Here is a 15,290-nt window from a genome sequence, read left to right as displayed (position 1 = left end):
TGGCGGGATGGATGGTGGTGGGATTGTTTCTCGGCAGCTGGAGCCTGGCTCGGGAAAGCAAGAGAGAGGGCCTATGGCAGTTGAACAAGGCTATGCTGGGGTCCGTTGCCGTCCCCCTGCTGGCGGTACTGCTTCTTTTCGGTTTAGCCTTGCATGGCGTTAAGCTGCCCCCGCTGGTGCAGGAGTTTTTGCTGGCCTTGCTGCGCTATGAGCTGTTCCCATACCTGGCTCTGGGCCTGGGTTTCGCCCTCACGGCATCCCTGGTCAAGGAGCCCCTAGCCTGATCAGGCCCCGCCCAAAGGACACAGGAGCCGGCCGTCACCTTGGTCAAGGTCACGACCGGCTCTTTTTTACTCGCCGCAGGTGCACAGTTCCGCTTTGACCAGGGCCAGTTTCCGCAAATGGGACTGCTCTTCCCGGATTAACCGGTCCACCACTTCCCGGTCCTTGTCTGAGACCAATTCCTTTAATTCCCGGAAAAAGAGGATGGTGTCCTTTTCAAAGCCCATGGCGGTATTGAGGACTTCTATTTCATTGTCAATGCGGGCCAGGGCCTTTTCCGCCGCCCCTTCGGCGCCGAAAACGTGATTGTCCACCAGGGCTTTCAGGTATTCCTCATATTCCCCTTCGTAAGTCTCCCGCACGTTGGCCGGTTCCAGGCTGCCCATCATGCTGCGGAAGAGCTTTTCATGTTTTTCCTCTTCTTCTTTCAAGAAAGCCAGCAATTCTTTGGCAGCAGGGTTCTTGACTAAAGATTCTGCCTTTTCGTAGAAGGTATAACCGTTTTGCTCAATCCGGACGGCGAACTCCACGATTTCTGCCGCTTTAAAAATCTTCCACATCACCAGCACCTCCTAGCCTTGGCTATCGGATTCCACTTTACCGCAATCGGGTATATAGCAAGTATTGTCCACAAAAGAACAATGATTGTTGCACATGGGGCATACTTCCGGTGGTGTCTCTTCCGTCAGGGTATAACCGCAGATGGAACAACGCCATTGGGTCATGTTTTTCACCTCCATCGCAGGACGACTTAGTCCAAGCATTATAGCATCTAATTCGTTAAGTCTTGGGCATTTCCTGCCCCCGATCAAGAAAAAGGGTACTCGAGCCTCTTTGGTATTAATTATGGCCGGTCAGTCATTCTTTATGAAGGGTAAAGACGGATGGTATTGTTCTAAAATGATACACCTGTCTCAAATAGTGGTCCAGTGGGAGGGAGGATTTATACCGCACCGGGTTGTGAAATTGGACACATTCCGCCGGAAACCTTGATTTAGCAGGGGTCCCACTACTGGCACATATTTTGCAAATGTAAACCAATAGGGATTGAGCGTGTCAGAGTAATGAAACTGAGAAGGGGGTAGGCGGTGACAGGGTGTCGTAATACGGGTTAAATCCCGGGATTGATCAGATTTCTCAAATTGCTTCACACAAACACTATTAAAGAAAGGGTGGGACAATTGAAGAAACTGAAGAGGATCATGTTGAACATCAATGGCGTGGACAGGCCGGTGTTGTGCGATCCTGAAAACGACTCGCTGGCCGTGGTGCTGCGCCGGATGGGCTTGACCGGGACCAAAATCGGCTGCGGTTCGGGCGTGTGCGGGGCTTGTTCCGTGATCCTGGACGGCAAGGTTATCCGCTCTTGCGCCAGGAAGATGAAAAACGTGCCGGAATTCAGCAAGATCATTACCATTGAAGGCATCGGCACACCCCAGCATTTGCATCCCATTCAACAAGCCATGATTACCTACGGCGGTGTCCAGTGCGGTTTCTGCTCCCCCGGCTTTATCGTGTCCGCTTATGCACTGCTGATGGAAAACAACAATCCTACCCGCGAAGAAGTGCGTGAATGGTTTAGACAGCACCGGAACGTCTGCCGTTGTACGGGCTACAAACCCATCGTGGACGCAGTGATGGCCGCGGCCAAAGTGCTGCGAGGAGAGGCCACCATGGAAGATATTACTTATGATGCTTCTAAAGAAAAAGATATCTACGGTTCCCGTCGTCCCAGACCGACGGCCCTGGCTAAAGTGTGCGGCCTGGCGGACTACGGTGATGACATCAAGCTGAAGATGCCGGAAGGCGTAGCTCACCTGGCGGTGGTACTGTCCGATGTACCTCATGCTAATATCAAGAGCATCGATATTTCCGAAGCAGAAAAGATGCCCGGCGTGTATAAAGTGATGCTGGCCAAAGACGTGAAGGGAACCAACATTTTGACCGGGCCGCCGCTGGTACCGCGCCGTAAAGGGAAAGGCGTCACCGAGTTCCCCGTGATTTGCGACAAAAAAGTCCGCAAGCGGGGCGACGTGCTGGCCCTGGTGGCGGCGGACACGGAAGAGCATGCCCGGGCGGCAGCGAAGAAGGTGAAAGTAGAACTGGAAGTCTTGCCCGCCTACCTGACCTTCCCGGAAGCGGCACAACCGAACGCTATCCAGTTGTTTGACGACCTGCCGAACTTCTACATGGTGCAGCCCCTGTTCAAGGGTGAGGATACGGAAGAGCTGTTTGAGAAAGCACCACATGTGGCGGAGGGCAGCTTCCATTCGCAGCACGAGCCGCACCTGCCCATTGAACCGGACGTAGTACAAGCATACGTCGACGCCGATGGGTATATGACCATCCAAAGCAAGTGCCAAGCCCTGACTGAGTGTGCCGAAGGGGTTTCCCGGGCCTGTGGTATTCCTAAAGAACAAATCCGCATGATCATGAACCCGACCGGCGGTTCCTTCGGTTATTCCTGCGCGCCCCATACCTATGCCCTGGCAGTCACGGCGGTGCAGAACCTGAATATGCCCGTTACCCTGACCCTCAGCTATGAAGAGTTCAACCACCTGTCCGGTAAGCGGTCCGCTACTTACTGCAACGGCCGGATTGCCGTGGATGAAGAAGGCAAGATCCTTGCCGTGGAATATGATGTGGCCCTGGACCACGGTGCTTATGCCGGTCACGGCCAACACCTCTTCAACAACCTTTTGAACGTGGCTTTCCTGGGCTACAACGTTCCGAATATTAAAGCCCTGGCCCGCGGCGGTTCCACCAACCAGGCTTACTGCGTACCCTACCGCGGCTTCGGCGGTCCCCAGATCTTCACAACTTCGGAAGCCTTGATCGACATGGCGGCGGAAGCGGCCGGCATCGACCCGTGGGAGTTCCGGTGGAAGAACCTGGCCAAACCGGGCGATACCAGCATTAACAGCGCACCCCTGTATGACTACGAGGTATTCCCGGAATTATTGCAGAAGATCAAGCCCTACTATGACCAGTACAAGGCGGAAGCAGAGGCCGCTAAGAAAGAGGGCAGGCACGTCGGTGTCGGGTTGAGTATGGGCGGTTTCCTCATCACCATCGGCTGCTTTGACTCCTGCGAAGTGGCCTTGGAACTGAACCCGGACAACACCTTCACCCTGTACAATACCTGGCAGGACGTGGGCCAAGGCGGTGACATCGGTTCCCTGACCCATGCGGTGAAAGCCCTGGAACCGTTAGGTGTCAAGCCGGAACAGATTCGCCTGGTCATGAATGACACCGCCATTTGCCCGGACAGCGGCCTGTCGGCAGCCAGCCGTTCCCACTACATGGGCGGTAACGCCACCCTGGATGCAGCGAAGAAGCTGATGGATGCCATGCGTAAACCCGATGGCACCTACCGGACCTATGAGGAGATGGTAGCGGAAGGCATCCCGACCAAGTATGTGGGACATTATGACCAGTTCAATATCGGCCTGCCGCCTGGACTGGATCCCAATACGGGTCATGGCGAGAAGAACCCGACCTATATGTACTGCGTCAACTTGGCCCAGGTGGAGGTGGACGTCAATACGGGTAAGGTGAAAGTCCTGAAGTTCACCTGCGCCGCTGACGTCGGTACCATCGGCAACCGGCTTTCCGTGGAAGGTCAGGCTTACGGCGGGCTGTCCCACAGCATTGGTTACGCCCTGAGCGAGGATTACCAGCCCGACGACAAGCACGGCAATATGGTAGGTTGCGGTATCCCCACCATTGACATGATCCCCGATGACATCAATCTCATTTTTGTGGAGAGACCGCGGCCGGCGGGACCCCACGGCTCCTGTGGTTGTTCGGAGTGCTTCCAGTCCTGTAACCATATGGCCGTGATCAACGCCATCAATAACGCTTGCGGCGTACGGATCTATGAACTGCCCGCCACACCGGATAAAGTCAAAGCCGCTTGGGAAGCCAAGCAGCGGGGCGAAGACCTGAAACCCAAGAAATATTTCCTCGGCTCCGATTTTGAGGAGGAACTGGAGGAAATCAAAGCTAATCCTATCTAAGGAGACCTGGATCGAGGCAGGGTTTCCCGGGTTGTTACCGGGAAATCCTGCCCTGATCTTAACAAGCGGTTGGGTACATTTATTTTGTGAAAAGGATGATGCCCTTTGAAGCTTGAGGAAGCAACTGCCTTTACAGCGAGGTGTTTCCAAGGAGAACCGGCTTCATGCACCCTGGCCTGCCCCTTTCGCCTGGATATACGTGCTTTCTTGCAGCAAATTGCCAGGGGCAGGTGGGCTGCCGCGTATAAGACCTTCAGGAATGCCGTTGTGTTTCCGGGTATTGTCAGCATTTTGTGTGACCGGCCGTGTACAGCCCATTGCCAGCGCACCCAGCTCAATGATGAACCCATTGATCTCGGCCTGTTAGAGGCGGCTTGCCTGCGATACACCAAGAAGCGGCAACCGGAAGTCTATGCGATCAAACCGAAGGAGCAGGTGATTGCGGTAGTCGGTGCAGGGGTGGCCGGTCTTTCTTGTGCTTTGATGCTGGCCCAGAAAAGCTATCAAGTCAAGGTATTTGAGAAAGAAAGGGACTGGGGCGGGGTCCTGCGCACGCATCCCCGCTTTGAGGAGATGGACCGGGAGATCGCCCTGCAGTTTTCCGTGTATGACGTGGATTTTCGTTTCGGCACGGAGATTAAGAGCCTGGCGGAACTGGAGGAATTTGACGCCGTTTATGTGGCCACCGGTGCCGGCGGGGAAGACTTTGGGCTTTTGGAGAGCTGGCAGCCTAAGCAATTTACCACCGCCGTGCCTAAAGTCTTTATGGGGGGCACCCTGGTGGGGGCCACCCTGATGGAAGGGATAGCCCAGGGCAAAGGGGTGGCCAACCTGATCGAGGCCTTCGTTCAAACCGGTAGAGCGGAACTGCCGGTCCAGGAAAAGGAGAGTTGTGCCCACTATCTCAAACATGAGGGGGCCGTTTCCGTGCCCCGGGTGGTACCGTCAAGTCCGGAGGGGTATACGGAGGAGGAAGCCAGGCAAGAGGCCCAGCGTTGCCTCCATTGTGATTGCGCAGCCTGTATGAATGCCTGTGAGATGCTCAAGCGTTACCGCAAGGTTCCCCACAAGATCGCCCAGGAAGTATATAATGACGCTAACGCCCAGCCACCGTTCTTTACCTGCGCCATTACCAGGCAGTCATATTCCTGCAATATCTGCGGGTACTGCAAATCCGTTTGCCCTGAGGAGGTGGACCTGGGCGGTTTGTTCCAGTTGTCCAGGGTTTCGCGGGTGCAGGCCGGTACGGCTCCCCCGGCCTTTCATGACTTCTGGCTGCGGGAAATGGAATTCGCTGCCACGGAAGGAGCGTTTGCGTCCGCTCCCCGGGGACGGACAACATGCACTTATGCCTTTTTTCCCGGCTGCCAGCTGGGGGCTTCCAATCCGGCCCATGTGGTGAAAGCCTATGAATTCCTGGCAGGCGCTTATGATGCCGGGTTGATCCTGAATTGCTGCGGTGCCCCTGCCTACTGGGCCGGCGATGACGGGCGGCTGCAGGCCCATATTGAGAAGATCCGGCAGGTCTGGCGGGAGATGGGAGAACCCACCCTGGTTTTTGCTTGTGCCACCTGCCAGCTGGTGTTCAGCCTGTTCCTGCCGGAAATCAACCGGGTTTCCCTGTACGAACTGCTGGCCCGCCGGGAGGAACCGGTACCTGCCGCTGCCTGGGCCGAGGCGGCGGTCTTTGACCCTTGCGCCGCCAGGGACCATGACGGGATGCAGTCAGCCGTCCGCGGCATTGCCAGTAAAGCCGGAATTTCCCTCCGGGAACTGGAGGAACGGAACCGCTGCTGCGGTTATGGGGGGCATATTCGCGCGGCTAACCCGTCTTTATATAATGAAATCGCCCAAAACCGGGCTGCGGCCAGTGACCGGCCCTATATCGTTTATTGCGCCAACTGCCGGGAGGTTTTTGCTTCCCGGGGTAAAGCATGTGCTCACGTGCTTGATTTAGTTTTCGGGCTCCAGCCTGAAGGTAAAATACCTACGCTGCTGGAAAAGAGGGAGAACAGCTTGCTAGTGAAAAAGGAACTCCTCAAGACGAAATGGGGTCTGGACTTTGAACCCGAAACCCATCCCTGGGACGGGCTGAAGCTGGTCATCAGCGAGGAAATCCAGCAAAAGATGGAGGAAAATCTCATCTCGGCGGCGGAACTCAAGGAGGCCATCTGGCGGGCGGAAGATGCCGGCGACAAATTCTATGATCCCGGCGACGGCATGTGTTTATGCAGCCTGGTCAAGCCGGTGGTTACTTACTGGGTCCAGTATCGGGAAGCGGCTCCGGGAACCTATGAGGTTTTCGCTGCATACTCGCACCGGATTCGCTTTAGTGAGGGGGAATGACGGCGGTGGACACGGCGGGAAGAAAATGGATCTGCGCTAAATGCCAGGCGGAACTGCAAATGCAAAAAAAGGTGTTTAATTACCTGGGCCATACTTTTTCTCACGATGTGCCGGCCTGCCCTAAATGCTGCAAGGTTTTCATTCCCCAGGAACTGGCGGAAGGCAGGATGGCCCAAGTGGAGGAGCAGCTGGAAGACAAATAACGGTGGAGGCCTTTTATGAGTAATGATGCGGTAGTAATCGGTTTAACGGAAAGTGTCTGCCCGGTCTGCCTGGCGAGAATACCGGCAGAACGGGTGCAAGAGGGCAGCGACGTCTACCTGCGCAAGGACTGCCCGGTCCATGGCAGTTGTAAGACCGTCATCTGGCGGGGCCAACCGGATTTCGCCACCTGGTACCGGGTCAACAGCCGGGTGGTGCATCCTCCGAAAACCCTGACCCCGGTGGAGGAAGGATGCCCTTATGATTGCGGTTTGTGCCCGGACCACCGGCAGCAAAGCTGTTGTGTTTTGCTGGAGGTGACGCAAAGGTGCAACCTGAAGTGCCCCATTTGTTTCGCCGATGCCGGCCGGGATGCCCAGGCGGACCCGGATCTGGGGGAAATCGAGGCGGAGCTGGGGCTGTTAATGGAAACCGCCGGCAAATGCAATCTCCAGCTGTCCGGGGGGGAGCCGGCGGAAAGGGACGACCTGCCGGAGATTGTGGCCCTGGCCCGCAGGATGGGTTTTCCCTTTATCCAGCTCAATACCAATGGGCTCCGCTTGGCGAAGGATGCCGGTTACGTGACGGCCCTGAAAGAGGCGGGCTTGTCCACCGTCTTCTTGCAGTTTGACGGTACTAGGGATGAAATATACGAAGCGATCCGCGGGCGCCCTTTGCTGGAGGTCAAGAGGAGGGCGATTGCAAACTGTGCCCGGGAAGGGCTTCCGGTGGTGCTGGTGCCTACCATTGTGCCGGGTATTAACGCCGGCAATATCGGTGAAATCATCGGTTACGCTTTGGAGGGACTGCCGGTGATCAGGGGCGTCAATTTCCAGCCGGTCAGCTATTTCGGCCGTTATCCGGGTGAACCGGAGGACCGGGACCGGGTCACGCTGCCGGAAATAATGCAGGCTATTGAAGACCAGACCGGCGGGGTGATGCGAGCGGCGGATTTCGCGCCCACCGGCAGCAAGCATTGCCTGTGCTCTTTCCACGGCGATTACCTCCTGCAGGAGGACGGCACCTTAACCCCTTTAAGGCAGAAACAATCTAATTGCTGCGGCCCGCGGGGAGAGGAAGCAACCATTGAGCAGGCCCGGAAATATATTGCCAGTCGCTGGGGACTGCCGGGCCGGGACTGTGGCTGCGGCCAAGATAACCCGGAGCAGAGTCCGTATGCCAGTTGGGACCGGCTGCTGGAACGGCTCCGCAACTACCGTTTAAGCATCACCTGCGTGGCTTTCCAAGATGCCGGCAACTTGGATTTGGAGCGCCTGCAGGACTGCAGCCTGCATTTCATAGCAGGAGGAAAAATCATTCCTTTTTGTGCGTACAACCTGTCCAGCCGGGATGGCCGTTTCTTATACCGGGAAGGACAAAATACCAGCAAAGGAGAAAAACTATGAAAATTGCGGTTGCTACCGATGGGAATACATTGACCAGTCGCGTGGCCGGGGAGTTTGCCAAGAGCGCTTACTTATTGATTGTGGATATGGAGACCATGGATTTCGAAGCTTTTGCCCACGACTTGGAACAAGATGAATTGGGTCTGGACCTGGCCCGGCTGGTAAAGGAACATGACTGCGAAGCCCTGATTACCGGGCTCATCGAAGGAGAACCCTTTGAACTCCTGGCGGCGGAGCAAATTACCAGGTACCGCGGCGCCGGTTATACTGCCGAGGAAGCACTGGACCTGATGGAAAAACTCCAGTTGGAGATTATTTGTGATTACGAAGGCAGTATGGAGCACTTCTTTCACGGCCACGCTTGCGGTGCCGGCTGTGATGGCGAAGAGCATTAGCGGGGGATTTGGCGGGTATGGGAAAACAGTGCCTGAGTGTTTATGAAGACGGTTCCCTGGCTCAAGTCACCGGTGCCACCTTGCGGCCCGGTGGGCTGGAACTGACCAAACGAGCCCTTTCCTACTGTCAATTCCCGGTAGGAGCCAGGGTGTTGGATATCGGCTGCGGCACGGGGGAAACCGTCCGGTTCCTGGTGGAAGCATGCGGGCTGGAGGCCCTGGGGATTGATGCCTCCCCCGTCATGATCCAAAAAGGCCAGGAAAGATACCCGGATTTACCCATCGAGGAGGGCCGGGGCGATGACCTGCCCTGCGCCGATTGTTCCCTGCACGGCGTCTTAATGGAGTGTACTTTCGGCCTCATTGATGATAAGGACGCCTTGTTAAAAGAGGTGTTCCGGGTGCTCCGACCAGGGGGGAAATTGATCATTACCGATATTTACTACCGTAATCGTCAGGATTCCATCCAGACCAAGGACGGGATCCTGGCCCTGCTGGACCGGTACGGCTTTAAGGTCCTGGTGTGGGAGGATCATTCCGGCTACCTGGTCCAGCTGGTGGTGGACAGCATCATGAAACACGGCACCGCCGATACCCTGTGGACATGCTTGCTGAACAAAAAAGAAAACCGGGGAGCTTGCTGTAAAGAAATCAAGGGATGGAAGCCGGGCTATTTTCTACTAGTGGCGGAAAAGAAATCCAGCTAAAAGGAGTGGTGGTGCATGGTGGAGCTTTCCCGTATCGCCGCCCTGAAGCAGCAAGACTACTGCTGCAGCCAGATCATCATCAAGATGGGTTTAGAAGATGGAGAGAGGGAAGATAACCCGGAACTGGTACATGCGGCGGCCGGGCTCTGCGACGGGCTGCATGCAGGGATGGTGTGCGGTATCTTGAGCGGGGCCGCATTGCTGATTGCTTTGTATGAGCCGGAGCGGCGCAAGCTGCTGGTCAATGAACTGGTGGAGTGGTTTCGGGAGGAATTCGAGGCGGAGCACGGCGGGATCACCTGCGACGACATCCTGCAGGACGACGAGTTGAACCGCATGCTGAAATGCCCCAGGATACTGGCAGCCACTTACGATAAAGTATTGGAGCTATTAGAGCTGGATGAGCCGTAACCGTGAGGTGAAAAAGTTGCCTGGTAACCCCCTGGACATTTGGATGGCGGGCAAGATCGGTGTGCCGGTGACGGGATTATCCCGGGAAGTACTGGAAGCTTACCAGTTTCACCGGGTACGCCAAACCATCGCCTACGTAAAAGCAAAAAGCAGTTATTACCGGGAAAAATTGAGCCGGGTGGACCCCGGTGATATTACCGGTTACGAACAGTTGACCCGGCTGCCTTTTACCGAGGCGCAGGATATTCAAGGGCAGCCCCGGCGGTTCGTCTGCACCGGCCAGCAGGAGATTGCCCGGATTGTTACCCTGCGCTCGTCCGGTACCACCGGCAGTTGTAAACGCATTTACTTTACCAAAGAAGACCAGGAGCTGACTATTGACTTTTTTGATCACGGGATGCGGAACCTGGTGGGACCCGGTGACCGGGTCATGATTTTGTTGCCCGGGCAGACCCCCGGCAGCGTGGGGGATCTGTTGAGAACCGGCCTGGCAAGAATGGGTGCTGAGCCGGTGCCTTACGGGCCGGTGGAGGACCCGGCCCATGCTGTGGTCGCGGCCCTAAAGTCCGGTGTGAACGCCCTGGTGGGGATCCCGGTGCAGGTGCTGGGCATGGCCCGCCACCCGGAGGGCCGGGCCTTAAGGGGCAGGGTGAAGAGCATTTTATTGAGTACGGATTACGTTCCCCAATCCCTGTGCCGGGTGCTGGAAGAAACCTGGGGATGCCTGGTGTACCACCACTACGGCATGACGGAAATGGGATTGGGCGGGGGCGTCCAGTGCCGCGCCCGGCGGGGTTATCACCTGCGGGAAGCGGACCTTTTGGTGGAAATCGTTGATCCGGCGACCGGGAAACCGGTCCCCGACGGTACCCCGGGGGAAGTGGTCTTTACCACCTTGACCCGGACAGGCATGCCTCTCATCCGCTACCGGACGGGTGACATCAGCCACTTTATCCCGGAGGGATGCCCCTGCGGCACTCCTCTCAAGAGCTTGGCTCTGGTGCAGGGCAGGCTGGCCGGGGCAGTCCGGCTGGGCCGCGGGGAACTCTCCCTGCCGCAAATGGATGAGGCGCTCTTTGGTATCCCCGGCCTGGTGGATTACCAGGTGACCTTATCCCGGCTTTTGGGCAAAGCCCTCCTGCAGGTGGAAATCCTGCCCGGGGAAGGCGGCGCCGTGGACCTGGCCGCCGTGCGGCAAGCCCTGGAGGCCCTGCCGGCGGTGCGGGCACTGCTGCCGGACCGGGTAGACATCCGGATTAGCCAAACCCGTCACCTGCGCCGGGGAACGGCCAAGAGAACCATCCTGGTGGAGGAAGCAGGCAGTTGATGCACCTCCCGCGAAAGGGCGGGGAGGTCGGGAAACAATAGTCAGAAGATTGCCGCAAATCATACCCCCTGGTGCCTTATCTCCGGGCAGAAAAGGGATTCTTCCGGTGGAAGTCGAATTCTTTCCCGGATTTCATGAGTGAGGAAATGGCCATGTCCCGTTTGTTTCGATGGAAAAGATGGATCCAGCCTGCCGGCGTCCTGCTCTTGATCCTGGTCCTGGCGGCTTTCCAGCCGCCCGGCGCTGCCGGGCCTTCCCAGCCCTTGGAAGAAGAGTTGTCCTGGCTGTCCCTTCAAGAGGACCGGGTTTTTCAAGAGCTTTTTGCCTTGAGCCAGGCCTTGGAGAACTTGGAAAGGGAAAAGGAGCGGCTGGTGGAGGAAATAGAGGGGATGCGGGAGGAGCTCCGCCAACTGGACGGGGAAATCCGGAGGCAGGAAGAGCGACACCGGCGCACCGCGGCGGGGCTGGCCCAGGTGTTAAAATCCTACCAGCGCCTGGGTCCGGCGTCCTACCTGGAGATTCTTCTGGGAGCCCAGGACCTGGGCGATTTCTGGCGCCGGGTCAACCTCCTGCGGGACCTGGCCCAGGGCACGGAGAGGCTGCTCCGGTCCATCGAGGGAAGCAGGGCCGCCCTGGTGGCGGAAAGGGAAAGGTACGAGGAAAAGCTGGCTGCCCTGGCGGCTAAAGAAGTGGCGGTAACGGAAGCCCAGGTCCAAGTTCTGGCTGTGCGGGCGCAAATGGAAGCTCAACTGCGGGCCCTGGCGGAAGAAAGGGAATATTACCGGGAGCAGCTGGTCCAGATGCAGCAAACCTGGGCGGAGCTTAAACCCTTTTTTGCCGGCACCCTTCGGGAACTGGCGGAAAACATCGACTGGGGGAAGATTCCCCAGGATGCCCTTAAGACCAAGCTCTCCCTCCGGGGCATTTACGGCACCCTGGCAGAGGATACCGTCAATGAGATCATCGGGGCCTACCCGGAATTGTCCGGGGTCCTGTTCCGGTTTGCTCCCGGGCAGGCTTCCCTGTTGCTGCCGGAAAGCCGGCTGGTGCTGGAGGGTACCTTTGTCATCGTTCGTAATACCGCCATCATGTTCCAAGTGCAGGGGGGGACTTTCTACGGTTTGCCCCTAGAGGAGGAGACCATCCGGCAACTGCTGCCGGACCGCCAAGTCACCATCGACTTTAAGCCTTTAATCGGGCGGAATGTGCTGCAGGCGGTGGAGATCCGGGACCGGGAAGTGGAACTGTTAATCACCCCGGCCTTTTTACAAAACCAGCGGTGAAAGAGGGCTGTGCATGATTGAGGCAAGAGAAATCCGGCTGCAATATCCTGACGGCACGGTGGCTTTAGAGAACCTGTCCCTTTCCGTGGGGGCGGGGGAACTCGTTTTCATCCTGGGCCCCAGCGGTTCCGGCAAGACCAGCCTCCTGAAACTGCTAATGGGATTGGAGTTTCCCACCCAAGGCCGGCTGCGGGTCATGGATTACATGCCGGCTCCTTCCCAGACCCGGGCCGTAAGGGAGATGCGCCGGAAAATCGGGCCGGTGTCCCAGGATTTCAGCCTCATTAATGGCAGAAGCGCCTTGGAAAATGTGATGCTGGGCCTGCGTATCTTAGGGATGCCGCCGAAACAGATGGAAGCGGAGGCGAAGGAGGCCCTGGCGAAAGTGGGGCTGGCCCATAAATACGGGACTTTGGTGGAAAACCTGTCCTGGGGTGAACGGCAGCGGGTGGCCATTGCCCGGGCGGTGGCCAGGCACCCCAGGTTGATCCTGGCGGATGAACCCACAGGTAACCTGGACCAGGGCAACGCGGTGCAGGTCCTGGAACTGCTGGCTTCTTTTGTGAGTGACGCCACCACGGTGATCATAACCACCCATGCCACCCACCTGATCCCGGCCGGGCGGGAGTTAAGATGCATTGAGCTCCGGCAAGGACAAATCATCCGGGATGAGAAAGGATGCCGCTACCTTGAAAACGCTGTTCTATAACCTGGGTTATTTCTGGCAGGAAGTGAAAACATCCATCCGGCAGAATCTTTTCACCAGCCTCTTTTCCGCCGCCAGCATCGGGCTCATCCTTTTTATCCTGGCGGCGGTGGTCACCGGGTGGTGGACCGGCCGTCATTTTGTCCATATGCTGAGCCGGGAAGCGGCCATCACTGTCTTTTGGGAAGAGGGCTTAGCGGAGGAGGAAGTCAGCGCCCTGGCGGAGCAAATGCGGCAGCTGGACGGGGTGAGAGAGGTCAGGACGGTCAGCGCCGCAGAGGCTTATGAGCGGATGGGGGAGATCCTCGGCCGGGAAGCCGGTGTTTTGGCCGTGCTGGAAGGAAATCCTTTTCTCCCCTACCTGGAGGTCAATCCGGTGCTGGAGGAAAGCGGGGCGGTGCTGGACCGGCTCCGGGAACTGCCGGGGGTGGCTTACGTCCGGGACAATCAGGAGATCCTGGCGCGGCTGCAGGGCCTGGTCCGGGGTCTGGAGAGGCTGGGCTACGTGAGCCTGGCGGCGGTGGCGGTGGCCACCCTCATCATTATTTCCCACATTATCAAACTCAGCATCTACGCCCGGAAGAGCCAGATCTACACCTTGGAACTGCTGGGAGCGGGGGGAAGTTTCATAGCCGTGCCTTTCCTGCTGGAGGGCATCTTGATTGCCCTGGCGGGCGGCCTTTTGGCGGTGGTCCTGATCCTGCCCGCCGTCCACCTGGTTTACGGCCAGCTGGCCCATTTTCTTCCCTTCTTATCCTTGCCTGATCCCGGCCCCTTGTCCCTGAAACTGGCCGGGCTTTTAGGGGCCCTCAGCCTGGCTTTCGGCTGCACCGGGAGCATCTTGGGATGGACTTCCGCGAAAATATAACCGGCTGGGCCGGGGGGACTCGGTAAAGACTATATACAAGCAGGATTGGGGGGAATGAGGTGGATTGCGTCCAGCAGGTGAAAAACGCCTTGGAACAGTACAGTGACCCGGAAAAGAAGGAGTTCTTCCCGCGCTTCTTCCGGGCCTTTCCCGGCGGATACGGGGAGGGAGACCGGTTTTTGGGGGTGACGGTGCCCCACCAGCGCCGGGTAGCCAAGCAGTATTACAAGCAAGTATCCCTGGCGGACCTGGAGCGATTGCTGCAGGACCCGGTCCACGAATGCCGGTTGACTGCTTTGTTCATGCTGGTGCATAAGTACGAACGCAGCAAGGATGACGCGGAAAAAGAAGAGATTATCCGGTGCTATTTGCGCAATCTATCTTTTGTGAACAACTGGGACCTGGTGGATTCCTCGGCATACAAGCTGCTGGGTCCCTACTTGGAACACCGGGACCGGCGGCTTCTCTACGAACTGGCGGAAAGCGGGGATTTGTGGAAACAGCGGGTAGCCATCATTGCCACCTTGCATTTTATCCGTAACCATGATTTTCAGGATACGTTGCAAATTGCGGAAATGCTTCTGGATCATCCTCACGACCTCATTCATAAAGCGGTGGGCTGGATGCTGCGGGAAGTGGGGAACCGGGACCTCCGGCGGGAGCTGGACTTTCTTGACCGGCATTACCGGAGGATGCCTAGGACCATGCTCCGGTACGCCATTGAAAAACTGGAACCGGCCTTGCGGCAGCAATACCTGCAGGGAAAAGTCTAGAGAGGCGGCGCTCGTCGCCCGCTTCCTTTATGCGGGTAGGGGGCCGTTGAAAAGGAAACAACTTGTTTGACCGTAATATGGATTGAAAGGGAGCACGTCCATGAACACCGGCAAGGGTAAGCTGAAGCTGGCCTGCCTGGGAGCTGTGACGGTGATAATACTGATGGCAGCCGGAGGCCATTTAAGAGACAATATGTTTGGTATAGGATTTCAAATTGACCCTCATGATGACCGGTGGCAAACCAGCCGGCAGGTTACCGTTACCATCAACCAACCGTCGGCATATTTAATGGTGGATGAAACAGTAAAGCTGTATTAGCACCGGCTGAGGCAGTGGGGTCTGGCGAGGCGGTGATTTTCACCTGCCTCCTTTTTGTTTTTTAGCAAGTGGATCCTGGCCGTGGCAGGATAGAGTAGGGGCGGGCCGCGAAAAGATTTCTTAAATTGAGCCTTTTGCAAAAACGCTAGTCCTTATAAATCAATGTACTGGATAACAAAGAAAAGGACTTCACCCCAAATTGGAGAATCTTTCAAGTAATGACACAAAAAAGAAACCCAAGGAGTGA

The 15,290-nt window shown here is 57.0% G+C and carries 16 protein-coding genes; 14 read left to right on the top strand and 2 right to left on the bottom strand.

Features of this window, described 5'->3' with window-relative positions:
- Positions 1-11 precede the first annotated feature (11 nt).
- Positions 12-284 (top strand): hypothetical protein, encoded by a 273-nt coding sequence (locus GXX34_12180; protein ID HHW08265.1) that lies wholly within the window; start codon positions 12-14, stop codon positions 282-284.
- A 66-nt stretch (positions 285-350) separates the two neighbouring features.
- Here GXX34_12180 and GXX34_12175 read toward each other — a convergent pair whose 3' ends face one another.
- A complete protein-coding gene (locus tag GXX34_12175; protein HHW08264.1) occupies positions 351-842 on the bottom strand; it encodes a ferritin family protein in 492 nt (163 codons plus the stop codon).
- A gap of 12 nt (positions 843-854) precedes the next feature.
- Positions 855-1,007, bottom strand: coding sequence for a hypothetical protein (locus tag GXX34_12170; protein HHW08263.1), 153 nt, complete (start codon positions 1,005-1,007; stop codon positions 855-857).
- Between the two features lie 477 nt (positions 1,008-1,484).
- Here GXX34_12170 and GXX34_12165 point away from each other — a divergent pair, with 477 nt between their 5' ends.
- The 13 genes from GXX34_12165 (at position 1,485) to GXX34_12105 (ending at position 15,043) form a co-directional block, all read left to right on the top strand.
- Entirely contained in the window at positions 1,485-4,301 is a 2,817-nt protein-coding gene (locus GXX34_12165) for a molybdopterin-dependent oxidoreductase (protein ID HHW08262.1), read from the top strand.
- Between the two features lie 105 nt (positions 4,302-4,406).
- Complete coding sequence (locus tag GXX34_12160) at positions 4,407-6,647, top strand: NAD(P)-binding protein (GenBank protein ID HHW08261.1); 2,241 nt, start codon at positions 4,407-4,409, stop codon at positions 6,645-6,647.
- Between the two features lie 59 nt (positions 6,648-6,706).
- Positions 6,707-6,850, top strand: a complete 144-nt coding sequence (locus GXX34_12155) for a DNA-binding protein (GenBank protein HHW08260.1) — start codon at positions 6,707-6,709, stop codon at positions 6,848-6,850.
- Between the two features lie 15 nt (positions 6,851-6,865).
- Entirely contained in the window at positions 6,866-8,254 is a 1,389-nt protein-coding gene (locus GXX34_12150) for a radical SAM protein (GenBank protein ID HHW08259.1), read from the top strand.
- On the top strand, positions 8,251-8,649 hold the full coding sequence (locus GXX34_12145; protein HHW08258.1) for a hypothetical protein: 399 nt from the start codon (positions 8,251-8,253) through the stop codon (positions 8,647-8,649). Before GXX34_12150 ends, GXX34_12145 begins: the two co-directional genes overlap by 4 nt.
- Before the next feature lie 17 nt (positions 8,650-8,666).
- The gene (locus GXX34_12140) at positions 8,667-9,356 is read left to right on the top strand and encodes a class I SAM-dependent methyltransferase (GenBank protein ID HHW08257.1); all 690 of its coding nucleotides are present in this window, start codon (positions 8,667-8,669) and stop codon (positions 9,354-9,356) included.
- A gap of 15 nt (positions 9,357-9,371) precedes the next feature.
- A complete protein-coding gene (locus GXX34_12135) occupies positions 9,372-9,767 on the top strand; it encodes a C_GCAxxG_C_C family protein (protein HHW08256.1) in 396 nt (131 codons plus the stop codon).
- Between the two features lie 16 nt (positions 9,768-9,783).
- Positions 9,784-11,094: a phenylacetate--CoA ligase family protein gene (locus GXX34_12130; GenBank protein HHW08255.1), complete on the top strand. Its 1,311-nt coding sequence runs from the start codon at positions 9,784-9,786 to the stop codon at positions 11,092-11,094.
- 134 nt (positions 11,095-11,228) lie between these two features.
- Positions 11,229-12,377, top strand: coding sequence for a hypothetical protein (locus GXX34_12125; GenBank protein ID HHW08254.1), 1,149 nt, complete (start codon positions 11,229-11,231; stop codon positions 12,375-12,377).
- A gap of 13 nt (positions 12,378-12,390) precedes the next feature.
- A complete protein-coding gene (locus GXX34_12120; GenBank protein HHW08253.1) occupies positions 12,391-13,086 on the top strand; it encodes an ATP-binding cassette domain-containing protein in 696 nt (231 codons plus the stop codon).
- A complete protein-coding gene (locus GXX34_12115; protein HHW08252.1) occupies positions 13,067-13,951 on the top strand; it encodes a hypothetical protein in 885 nt (294 codons plus the stop codon). The genes GXX34_12120 and GXX34_12115 overlap by 20 nt, the downstream gene beginning before the upstream one ends.
- Before the next feature lie 59 nt (positions 13,952-14,010).
- Positions 14,011-14,724, top strand: a complete 714-nt coding sequence (locus GXX34_12110) for a DNA alkylation repair protein (protein HHW08251.1) — start codon at positions 14,011-14,013, stop codon at positions 14,722-14,724.
- A gap of 100 nt (positions 14,725-14,824) precedes the next feature.
- Complete coding sequence (locus tag GXX34_12105) at positions 14,825-15,043, top strand: hypothetical protein (GenBank protein ID HHW08250.1); 219 nt, start codon at positions 14,825-14,827, stop codon at positions 15,041-15,043.
- Positions 15,044-15,290: the final 247 nt, after the last annotated feature.

Source organism: Clostridia bacterium, from assembly GCA_012840125.1.
Lineage (GTDB): Bacteria > Bacillota > DULZ01 > DULZ01 > DULZ01 > DULZ01.
This window is presented reverse-complemented; position numbering and strand designations above follow the sequence as displayed.

Excerpts from the sequence above, each read along its gene's own strand:
- GXX34_12120 (HHW08253.1), top strand. The coding sequence starts at position 12,391 with ATGATTGAGGCAAGAGAAATCCGGCTGCAATATCCTGACGGCACGGTG.
- GXX34_12170 (HHW08263.1), bottom strand. The coding sequence starts at position 1,007 with ATGACCCAATGGCGTTGTTCCATCTGCGGTTATACCCTGACGGAAGAG.
- GXX34_12135 (HHW08256.1), top strand. The coding sequence starts at position 9,372 with ATGGTGGAGCTTTCCCGTATCGCCGCCCTGAAGCAGCAAGACTACTGC.
- GXX34_12175 (HHW08264.1), bottom strand. The coding sequence starts at position 842 with ATGTGGAAGATTTTTAAAGCGGCAGAAATCGTGGAGTTCGCCGTCCGG.
- GXX34_12105 (HHW08250.1), top strand. The coding sequence starts at position 14,825 with ATGAACACCGGCAAGGGTAAGCTGAAGCTGGCCTGCCTGGGAGCTGTG.
- GXX34_12140 (HHW08257.1), top strand. The coding sequence starts at position 8,667 with ATGGGAAAACAGTGCCTGAGTGTTTATGAAGACGGTTCCCTGGCTCAA.
- GXX34_12155 (HHW08260.1), top strand. The coding sequence starts at position 6,707 with ATGCAAAAAAAGGTGTTTAATTACCTGGGCCATACTTTTTCTCACGAT.
- GXX34_12165 (HHW08262.1), top strand. The coding sequence starts at position 1,485 with ATGTTGAACATCAATGGCGTGGACAGGCCGGTGTTGTGCGATCCTGAA.
- GXX34_12125 (HHW08254.1), top strand. The coding sequence starts at position 11,229 with ATGAGTGAGGAAATGGCCATGTCCCGTTTGTTTCGATGGAAAAGATGG.
- GXX34_12180 (HHW08265.1), top strand. The coding sequence starts at position 12 with ATGGTGGTGGGATTGTTTCTCGGCAGCTGGAGCCTGGCTCGGGAAAGC.
- GXX34_12150 (HHW08259.1), top strand. The coding sequence starts at position 6,866 with ATGAGTAATGATGCGGTAGTAATCGGTTTAACGGAAAGTGTCTGCCCG.
- GXX34_12145 (HHW08258.1), top strand. The coding sequence starts at position 8,251 with ATGAAAATTGCGGTTGCTACCGATGGGAATACATTGACCAGTCGCGTG.